The following is a 9,887-nucleotide window of genomic DNA, read 5'->3' as shown; positions in this document are numbered from 1 at the left end:
TATCAACCCCAAGCCGCTTCTCTATAGACCTTGGGTTGGGGCACGCAAGATGGTATCTAGCGCCATGGCATGATAAAAAAACGCCGGCCTCGTGGCCGGCGTTTTTTTACGTCGTTCGAATCAGCCCGGGGTAAAGCGGTAGATCGTGGTCTGCGTGTATTTCTCGCCCGCACGCAGGGCGGTGCCGGGAAATTCGGGTTGGTTCGGGGCGTCCGGGAAATGCTGGGTCTCGAGCGTGAACGCGCCGTGGCGATCGTAGGCCATGCCGTTCTTGCCCTTGAGCGAGCCGTCCATGCCGTTACTGGTATAGATCTGCACGCCGGGTTCGGTGGTGTACATTTCCAGCGCCCGGCCGGAAGCGGGATCGATCACGCGCACGGCGAGCCGGTCCACATCGCCGGCGCTGGCGAGCACCCAGTTATGGTCGTAGCCGCCGATTGAAGCCAGCGACGCGTCGTCGATGTCCGCGCCGAACGGCTTCGGCCGGTTGAAATCCATCGGGCCGTCGGCGACCGGCGTCAGTTCGCCCGTGGGAATCAGCGCGTCGTCGACCGCGGTGACGTGGTTGGCATGGATCATGGCGATTTGATCGCCGATCGATTCTGCGCCGGCGCCGGCGAGATTGAAGAAGGCATGGTTGGTCAGGTTGATGACCGTGTCGGCATCGGCAATCGCCGAGTAATGCAGGCGCAGATTGTTGGCGTTATCCAGGGTATAACGCAGCGTGACCGCCAGATTCCCCGGGAAACCCATGTCGCCGCTCGGCGAGAAATGCGTCAGCTCGACACCGACGGTATCGGGCTCGTCGATCGGCGTGGCCGCCCAGACATGACGATCGAAGCCGCGTTCGCCGCCGTGCAGGGTGTTCTCGCCCTCGTTGGTCGATAGCTGAAAGGAGCGCCCGTCGAGCTCGAAGCGGCCGCCGGCAATCCGGTTGCCATAGCGGCCGATCGTGGCGCCGTGGTAGCTCGTTCCGGCTTCCAGATATTCGTCGAGTCGGTCGAAGCCGAGCACGATGTCGGTCGCGTGTCCGTTTCGGTCGGGTACTTCGATCGCCTGGATGCGCGCGCCGTGGGTAAGGATGGCAACACGCATGCCGCGACGGTTCGTCAATACATAACGATCGACTTGTTCACCCTCGGGCGTGGTGCCGAAGGTGTCGCGGGTGACCGCGAGGCGGTCGGGCAGGGCATCGGACATGTGGGGCCTCGTGGTAGGAACGAACGGACGGTTTTAGCGCGTCCGGCTATTCGTGAAAATCTTCAACCGTTCGGCGCCGGCCGAGCATGAAGGCATCGGCGACGTGCGTGAACGGCCTCAGATCGACCTCGGAGCGTTGTTCCTGGATGAGCGAGGCGAAACGATCATAGACGCCACCGTATTCATCCTTGTCTTCGTCGATGCGGACATCGCCGTCGATACTCAGGCGGCCGCCGCCTTCCTCGAGCCGCAGTTCGCCGGCATCGGTGACGACGCGGATCTGCCAGCGCGGCGGGCCTTCGTGACGCCAGTCCATGATGGCGTCGACCGGTGCGCCGTTCGTGTCTACGAAGGCTAAGCGTGCCGCGATGGGCGTCGCGCAGTTGCCGGGGACGTCCAGCGTGGCTTCGCGCAGCGCGAACGGGCGCAGGAGGATATGGGTGGCGATCGACAAGGCGTTGATGCCCGGATCGAATACGCCCAGGCCGCCGGGTTCCCAGATCCACGCCTGACCGGGATGAAACACCTTGACGTCTTCGCACCAGTCGATTTCGACCGCGGTGACGGTTTGGGGTAACAGCCATTCGCGGGCGGCCTCGATGGCGGGCGCGTGGCGGGAATGCCAGCTGGCATAGAGGACTGTGCCGGCCGTAGCGGCCCGCTGTTCTAGATCCGCAACTTCCGACAGCGTGATCCCTGGGGGTTTTTCGAGCAGCACGTGCAGACCGGCCTCGATGGCCTGGCAAGCCACTGCGAAGCGATGCTGGGGCGGCACGCACAGTGCCACGGCATCGACTTCGACGTCGGAGGCGAGCAGGGCGTCGAAATCGGTGAAACTTGCCGGCGTGCTCGTGGCATCGGCCGTCAGTTGCGGATCGACGGTGGCCACCAGATCGAAGCCCTCATGGGCCGCCAGCGCCGGCTGGTGCTGATCACGGGCGATCTTGCCGAAGCCGATCAGGGCGATGCGTGTGGTCATGGATTGACTCCCGGGTTGAAGGCGGCGGCGGCGCGGCCGGGCACGTCGACGGTCATGGAAAAGACCGAGCCGGAGTGTGGCCATTCGGCCAGCGTTGCCGCATCCATGTTTTCGCGCGCCGTGGTCACGAACAGCGTGCGGCCGTCCGGGCCGCCGAAAGCCGGCATGGTCGGCTGTAGTGCCGCCAGCGGGTAGCGGGCGACGAGTTGTCCGTCGGGATCGAAGCGGGCCACGGCCGCACCGCCGAACAGCGCCGTCCAGTAGTGATCTTCGGCATCGACGGCGGCGCCGTCCGGGCTGCCTTCGATGTCCAGCGTGTTCAGGTCGACCCAAGTTTCGCCCGGGCCGATCTCGCCGCTGGCCGGATCGAAGGCATGGCGGCGGATGACGCGGCTGGGTGTATCGGTGTGATACATCCATCGCCCATCAGTGGAAAAAGCCAGCCCGTTGGTGATCGTCATGTCACCAAGCCGGGCGCGTAGGGTCTGGCCGTCATAGCAGTAGAGCGAGGCGTCCGCCGTGGCCTGGGTCTCGTTCATGGTGCCGATCCAGAAGCGCCCGGCCGGATCGCAACCGCCATCGTTGAAGCGATGATCGCGCGAATCCTCGGGCGCGTCGGCAAGACGGGTTTGCCGCGTTCCCTGATCGTCGAGCCGCCACAGCCCCGATCGCATGGCCGCTACGAACCCGCCGTCGGTGTGCCGGACCACGCAGGTGATGGCTTCGTCGTAGGTGACGACGCTGTGCTCGTCGGTGGCGAAATCGAGCCGATGCAGGGCGCCGCCGAGAATATCGACCCAATACAGGGCATTCTGTTCCGGGTGCCACAAGGGGCCTTCGCCAAGACCCATGGTCAGCGTCAGATGTGGACTCAGCACGTTGCTCATCGGGAGATATCCTGTTCGAAGCGGGCGCGCAGGGCGGCGGTACTCTGGTCGATCACATCGGCGAAATCCTGGGCGATATCGACGCGGATCGCCTCGTCCTCGCCCGGCGCTTCCAGGGTGTCGAATTGCGAGGTGAGCATCTCCGGCGAGAAGAAGTGCTTGCGTCGTTGCATGCGGCCGCTGATGACATCGAAGCTGCCGTCGAGAAATAGAAACAGCAGGCCCGGATCGCCCTGGCGCAGCTGGTCGCGATAGCGGCGCTTGAGCGACGAGCAGCCGATGATCACGGGTTCGCCACGCTGCTTGTGGTCGCGAATCATGTCGGTCAGCACCGTCAGCCAGCCAGCCCGATCGTCGTCATCGAGCGGTTCGCCACGCGACATTTTGTCGATGTTCGCCTGCGGGTGGTATTGGTCGCCATCGATATACGGCACACCGAGCGCGGCGCCAACCGCTTCGCCCACGCTGGATTTGCCGCTACCGGAGACCCCCATGACGACCACGCGGCGATCGAATGTCGGGGTCGGGGTTTCGGTGGGCGTGGAATCGGTCATGAGCGAGCGTCCGGAAGGGCGGAAATGAGATGAGTCCGGCATTCTTCCAAAGGCCCTTGCCCGCGGCAACCGCGAGCCGGGACCGCGCAAAGAAAACCGGGCGCTGGCCGCGCCCGGTCATGAACGATGCGGCGTGGCAATCCCAAAGCACCTATTCGTTCAGAGTTTCGGCGGCATGCCGGTACTCGTGGACCACGATGTCGGTGAGTTCCTGGACCGATGTGTCCTCGGCGCGCTTGTCGAACACGATTTCGCCGTCGCGCAGCAGGTTGATGCGGTCGCATACATCGAAGATCTGGGCGTAGTTGTGCGCGATGATGATGACCGATACCTCGCCTTTCGCGCGCAGGCGGTTGATGACGTCAAGGATCATCGCGCCTTCCTTGGCGCCCATGGCCGCAGTCGGCTCGTCGAGCAAGAGCAGACGCGCGTCGGAATACACCGAACGTGCCACCGCGATGGCCTGACGTTGGCCACCGGAGAGCTTGGCGATCTCCACGTCCACCGACGGAATGTTGACGCCCATATCGTCCAGGTGACGCTGGGCGTCCGCCTTCATCCGCTTGTTGTCGAGAATGCCAAGAAAGCCGCCGCGTACCGGTTCCCGCTGAAGGAACATGTTGTGATACACGTTGAGCTCGCTGACCAGGGCCAGATCCTGGTACACGCAGTCGATGCCGAGCTGACGCGCGTGGGTGACCGAGCGCAGGTTCACTTCCTCGCCGTCGAAGAACATCTTGCCTTCGCTGGCCGGATGATATCCGCACAGGATCTTCATGAGCGTCGACTTGCCGGCACCGTTGTTGCCGAGCAGGCCGAGCACCTCGCCGCGCCCGACGCGCAGGTTGACGTTCTTGAGCGGCTGGACCGGTCCGAAGCGTTTGGCGACGTTCTCCAGACGAACCAGATCGTTGTCTTTATTGGCCATCAGACTCTTCCTCGTTCGCGCAGTCGGTTGAGATGCACATTGATGGTCATGGTCACGATGATGGCGCCACCCAAAATCATGTCGAAGGTATAGGCCGACACACCGGACAGGGTGAAACCGTCTTTGAGAATGCCGAGCACGATGGCACCGAAAAGAGCGCCGATGATGGTGCCGACGCCGCCGGTGAGCAGCGTGCCGCCGATCACGGCCGAGGCGATGGCCATGAACATGATCTCATTGCCGCCGGCCAGCGGATCGATCGACCCGATCCGGAAACAGTCAAGCATGCCGGCGAAACCAGCCAACGTGCTGCACAACATGAAGTTACGGATCTTGATGCTCTTGACCTTGATGCCGGCCTCGGTCGATCCGTCGAGGTTGCCGCCCACGGCGATGGTATGCAGGCCCCAACGCGTCTGGGTGAGCACGTATTGCAGGATCAACGCGATGACGATCGCCCAGCCGATCAGGAAGTAGGCATTGCCGCCCATGACGTTGGCGAAGGCCTGGCTCGACTCGGGTTGGACCGGGAAACCACCGGAAATGACCAGGGTGAAACCGTTGATGAGGAACAACGTACCCAGAGTGGTCACGAACGAGGGTAACTTGAGGAGCGTGGTGATCAGACCGTTGATCAGTCCGACCAGAGCGGCGCCCATCAAGCCGAGAATGATGGCGAACACCAGCGGCACGCCGGCTTGTTGCGCGAAATACATCAAGAACGGCGACAGGGCGTAGACCATGCCGATCGACAGGTCGAGTTCGCCACAGATCAGGACCATGACCTCGCCGGCCGCCAGTACGGCGGTAGCGCCAGCGTACTGGGTCAGCGTCCCGATATTGTCGTAGGAAACGAAGACCGATGTCGTGAACTGGAAATACAGCACCAGTAGACAGCCGGCGACGAAAATACTGGCTTCGCGGCGTCGTAACGCGATGCCTCCAATGCGACTTAGCATAGAAATCCGGGGTTGAGGGGCGCGATCCGTCGCGGATCGCGCCCGAAAAGGACTAATACTCGCAATCTAGCGCCGATCAGGCACCGATCGGGCCGGAGCGTTTGATGTACTTCTGCTCGCTCGAGTTGCCTTCGAACCGGCTCTTCGATGCCAGATACGCCTGGACGTTGTCCTTGGTCACGAACTTCAGGCCCGTGTTGATGTTGGCCGGGCCGGTCAGACCGCCGGACAGCTTGTACAGGAACAATTCCATCACTGTGTAGAAGCCCTGGAGATAGGGCTGCTGGTCGATGGTGAAGTCCAGATGGCCATTCTTGATGCCGTCCAGCGTGCCCGGCAGCATGTCGAAACCACCGGCCTTGACGCCTTTCTTGTGCAGGTCGTGCTTGGCCATGGTCTTGGCCACGCCCTCGGTGGAGCCGGCATCGACCGCGAACATGCCCTTGATGTTCTTGTGGCCGACATAGAACGACTCGATGCGCGAGAACTCTTCGTTCACGGTAGGGCCGCTGGCCACTTCATGCAGGGTGATGTTCTTGCCCGATTCCTTGATGGCGTCCTTGGCACCGTCCAGACGCGGCTGGATGTTGAGCTGGCCCGGCGTGGCGATAAAGCCCACGACGTCGCCGGAATCCACTTCCTGGGCGATGCGTTTGCCCAGCGCCTTGCCGGCCAGATACAGATTCTGGCCGACGTAGCCCAGGCGGGCGTTGTCCTGTACGTCCGCGTTGTAGGCCACAACCGGAATACCGGCTTTCAGCGCGCGTTCGACCGGCGCGTTGAACGCATGCTGGTCGACCAGCGCGATGGCGATGCCGTCGACTCTCGACGAGATCGCGGCGTTCATGGCGTTGACCATTTCACTGGCTACCGACTTCTGCGAACCGGTCCACTGGAACGAGCAGCCGAAGGCGGAGCAGGCGTCCTTGGCGCCGTACTGCGTCGGCACGAAGAACGGATTGGTGGTCACATGGTTGACGAACACGAAGCGCCAATTCGGATGACTCGGCGGAAAGCCCCCGCTTGCGGCCATCGCGTTGCCGGACATGCCGAGCCCGGCGCCCAGGGCGCCCATCGACAGGGCGGCGCCGCCGCCGACTGCGCGTTGCAGCAGGCTGCGGCGACCCTGGTCGATCATGCCCTGCGGGCCGTGCTCGAGTGTGTCGTCCTGATCATATTTGCTCATGGTTCTCCTCCGGGTATCCCCTCGGTTGTGGTTTCTCGACGTCGAGATCGGTGTGTCGTTATTCAGGCAGGAACTTGTAGACCGTCGTCTGCGTATATTTCTGCCCCGCCTTCAATTCGGTCGATGGGAAATTCGGCTGATTGGGCGAATCCGGGTAGTGCTGCGCTTCCAGCGTGAAGCCGCCCCAGTGGCCGAGCGTTTTGCCGTTCGTACCCTTGAACGACCCGTCGAGGAAGTTCGACGTATAGAACTGCACGCCCGGCTCCGAGGTATACATCTCGACCGTGCGGCCGGACTTGGGGTCGGTCACGCGGACGGCGAGCTTGTGTAGGTCGCCATCCGAATTCAGCACCCAGTTAAAGTCGTAGCCGCCTTGTTTGGGCTCGGCATACTTGAGCTGCTGATTGTCGGCATGAATGTCCTGGCCGATCGGCTTGGGCGTGGTGAAGTCGAGCGGCGTGCCCGATACCGATTCCAGTTTGCCGGTCGGGATCAGCGTGTCGTTGATCGGCGTGAACTGATCGGCGTTGATCATCGCGACCTGGTCCAGCACCGTACCGCTGCCCGCACCGGCCAGGTTGAAGTAGGTGTGGTTGGTCAGGTTGATGACCGTGTCCTTGTCGGATACGGCGGAGTAATGAATCCGCAGGTCGTTGTCGTTATCCAGCGTGTAGCGCACGGTGACCGCTAGATTGCCGGGAAAACCCATCGTGCCATCGGGCGAGAAATGGGTGAGTTCGACGCCTACGGTATTGCCGGTATCGATCGGCGAGGCCGCCCAGACTTTCTGGTCGAAGCCCTCGGTGCCGCCATGCAGTGTGTTGGGCCCGTTGTTCTTCGGCAGGTGATACGTCTTGCCGTCGAGCTTGAATTTCCCGTTGGCGATTCGGTTACCGTAGCGCCCGATGGTGGCCCCGAAGTACGTGCTCTTGTGGTCGATGTAGTCCTTGACGTTGTTAAACCCGAGCGCGATGTCCGCCACCTTGCCGTTCTTGTCCGGCATGTGAATGGCCTGCACACGGGCGCCGAAGGTGATGATGTCCACCGACATGCCGTTGCGATTGGTCAGGTGATAGCGCTCGATCTGTTTGCCCTGGGGCGTCTTATCGAAATCACTCTCGGTCACGGCCAGGTGGGGCGATTGGGCGCTGTCGCCGGAGTCGTTGTTGTTGGCCGCCAAAGCGGGGCCGGCGGCCAGTGCTGCCGCCAGCACGGTGGCTGAGCCGCAGGCTCGCAGGCTGCGGGTGAGTGTGGATGTATCGGTCATGGTCGTCTCCTCCTCGTTGTCGTCGTGATTCACGCCTGTCTCAGGCAAACACGAACTTTGTTATCGCCGGCTTGATTGTTGTGCCAGCTTGTTATCAATCCAGGACGCGTACGGCCCCGGGGGCTAGCGCCGGTCGAGCGGCGCCCACGGTGTTGCGCAGCGATGCACCGAAGATCGGAGATTCGATCTCGAAGACATCGCCTGCGCGCGTGGAGATGTTGTCGGCAAACGAAAGCGTTGCCGTACCGAAGAAATGAACATGGACGTCGCCCGCCCCGAGAAACTGCTGGTATTTGAAGTGGTGGTATTCCAAGTTCTCCAGGCTGTGGCACATATGCGCCTCGCCGGAGAGAAAGGGTTTCTCCCACAGCACTTTGCCGTCGCGCCAGATGCGGCTCGTGCCTTCGACCTTCTGGGGCAGTTCGCCGGTCAGCAGCACCGGTCCGAAGCTGCAATAACGCAGCTTTGAATGGGCGAGGTAGAGATAATTCTCACGCTCGGTGACGTGATCGGACGTTTCGTTGCCGAGTGCATAACCGACGCGCCAGGGCGTGCCGTCGTCGTCGACGACATACAGCCCGGCGATCTCGGGCTCTTCGCCCAGATCCTTGCCGAACTCCGGCGCCGGCAGTTCGCCGCCGGGACGGGCCACGATCCGGCCGTCGCCCTTGTAGAACCATTCCGGCTGTACACCGGGCTGGCCGGGGGCAGGGCGACCGCCTTCGAGCCCCCAGTTGAACACCTTCATCGAGTCGGTGAGCTTGTCTGGATCGGGCTGGCTCTGGCCGGCCTGATGCATGGCGTTACGGGTATCCGCGCTGCCGGTGTGGGTGAGCCCGGTACCCGTGATTAGACAGTGAGCCGGATCATCGTGATCCAGCGGCGGCAGCACGCGACCCGCGGCCAGGAGGGCGTCGAGGCTTTCGATGCCGTCGGCCATGCCGCGGGCCTCGGCCTCGGCGGCCAAACCACGCCCGGCATGGATCGCGGCCAGTGCCAGTTCGCGGACCGTGCTGGTATCAGCGATAGTGGTCACGCGGTCGGCGTCCACGATGCCGACACGCCGTTGACCGGCTGCGGTTTCGTATTGAATCAGCTGCATGGCGTGCTCCGGATCGCTTACAGGCTGGCCGTCGTCATATCGCCATTGACCAGCCGCCGGATGCCCAGCGGATTGTCATCGGCGAGCGCCTTGGGCAGCACGGCCGCCGGTGCGTTCTGATAGCACACCGCCCGCAGATAACGATTGATCGCCAGCGTCCCCACCGACGTGCTGTGGAAATCGGTGGTGGCCGGATACGGCCCGCCGTGGACCATCGCATCGTTGACGGCCACCCCGGTCGGGAAGCCGTTGAACAACACCCGGCCGGCGCGACGCGTCAGCTCGGTGACGAGCGCCTTGTGCTTCGCCACCTCGGCGTCCTCGCCGGTGACCGTCGCCGTCAGCTGCCCGTTGATCGCCCGCGCCGCAGCTTCCAGCTCGTCTTCACTGTCCAGCTCGACCACCACCGTGCTCGGACCGAAGACTTCTTCCATCAGCGGCTGAGCGTCATCGAACAACACCGACTTGTCGGCGCTGAACAGCCGAGCCGCCGCCTGGTTGGATTCGGCCGCGCCGACCACGACTTCCGTCACGCCCGACAGACCCTTCAACCGTTCCACGCCGCGCTGATAATTCTCGAGCAGGCCGTGGTTCAGCATCACCTGACCGGGCTTGGCCTTGAGCTGTTCGCCCAGCGTCTCGACGAAGCGCGTCATCGCCGGCGACTTCACGCCGATGATCACCCCCGGGCCGGTACAGAACTGGCCCACGCCCAGGCAGACCGAACCGGCCAGGCCTTCAGCCAGCTGCTCGCCGCGGCTTTCGATGGCTTCCGGCAGCATGAACATCGGGTTCACGCTCGACATCTCGGCATAGACCGGGATC

10 protein-coding genes are annotated in these 9,887 nt (G+C 63.0%); all 10 read right to left on the bottom strand.

Going from position 1 to position 9,887, the window contains the following annotated elements; all coding sequences use genetic code 11:
• Positions 1 to 120: 120 nt before the first annotated feature.
• Positions 121 to 1,200, bottom strand: a complete 1,080-nt coding sequence (locus C41B8_RS18710) for an aldose epimerase family protein (RefSeq protein ID WP_037341747.1) — start codon at positions 1,198 to 1,200, stop codon at positions 121 to 123.
• 46 nt (positions 1,201 to 1,246) lie between these two features.
• Positions 1,247 to 2,179, bottom strand: a complete 933-nt coding sequence (locus C41B8_RS18705; RefSeq protein ID WP_037341745.1) for a Gfo/Idh/MocA family protein — start codon at positions 2,177 to 2,179, stop codon at positions 1,247 to 1,249.
• Positions 2,176 to 3,066, bottom strand: coding sequence for an SMP-30/gluconolactonase/LRE family protein (locus tag C41B8_RS18700; RefSeq protein ID WP_037341743.1), 891 nt, complete (start codon positions 3,064 to 3,066; stop codon positions 2,176 to 2,178). The genes C41B8_RS18705 and C41B8_RS18700 overlap by 4 nt, the downstream gene beginning before the upstream one ends.
• The gene (locus C41B8_RS18695) at positions 3,063 to 3,620 is read right to left on the bottom strand and encodes a gluconokinase (RefSeq protein WP_051883779.1); all 558 of its coding nucleotides are present in this window, start codon (positions 3,618 to 3,620) and stop codon (positions 3,063 to 3,065) included. The genes C41B8_RS18700 and C41B8_RS18695 overlap by 4 nt, the downstream gene beginning before the upstream one ends.
• Before the next feature lie 151 nt (positions 3,621 to 3,771).
• The gene (locus tag C41B8_RS18690) at positions 3,772 to 4,548 is read right to left on the bottom strand and encodes an ATP-binding cassette domain-containing protein (protein WP_037341732.1); all 777 of its coding nucleotides are present in this window, start codon (positions 4,546 to 4,548) and stop codon (positions 3,772 to 3,774) included.
• Complete coding sequence (locus tag C41B8_RS18685) at positions 4,548 to 5,507, bottom strand: ABC transporter permease (protein ID WP_037341730.1); 960 nt, start codon at positions 5,505 to 5,507, stop codon at positions 4,548 to 4,550. Before C41B8_RS18685 ends, C41B8_RS18690 begins: the two co-directional genes overlap by 1 nt.
• A gap of 76 nt (positions 5,508 to 5,583) precedes the next feature.
• A complete protein-coding gene (locus C41B8_RS18680) occupies positions 5,584 to 6,693 on the bottom strand; it encodes a sugar ABC transporter substrate-binding protein (protein ID WP_084189206.1) in 1,110 nt (369 codons plus the stop codon).
• A 58-nt stretch (positions 6,694 to 6,751) separates the two neighbouring features.
• Entirely contained in the window at positions 6,752 to 7,960 is a 1,209-nt protein-coding gene (locus C41B8_RS18675) for an aldose epimerase family protein (protein ID WP_084189207.1), read from the bottom strand.
• A gap of 94 nt (positions 7,961 to 8,054) precedes the next feature.
• On the bottom strand, positions 8,055 to 9,062 hold the full coding sequence (gene araD1, locus C41B8_RS18670) for an AraD1 family protein (protein WP_037341727.1): 1,008 nt from the start codon (positions 9,060 to 9,062) through the stop codon (positions 8,055 to 8,057).
• Positions 9,063 to 9,079: 17 nt separating this feature from the next.
• Positions 9,080 to 9,887: aldehyde dehydrogenase family protein (locus C41B8_RS18665; RefSeq protein WP_037341724.1), on the bottom strand; the 808-nt coding region annotated here is incomplete at its 5' end.

Source organism: Salinisphaera hydrothermalis C41B8 (genome assembly GCF_000732535.1).
GTDB lineage: Bacteria > Pseudomonadota > Gammaproteobacteria > Nevskiales > Salinisphaeraceae > Salinisphaera > Salinisphaera hydrothermalis.
The sequence above is the reverse complement of the archived record's forward strand: the minus strand, read 5'-3'. Positions and strand labels throughout refer to the sequence as shown.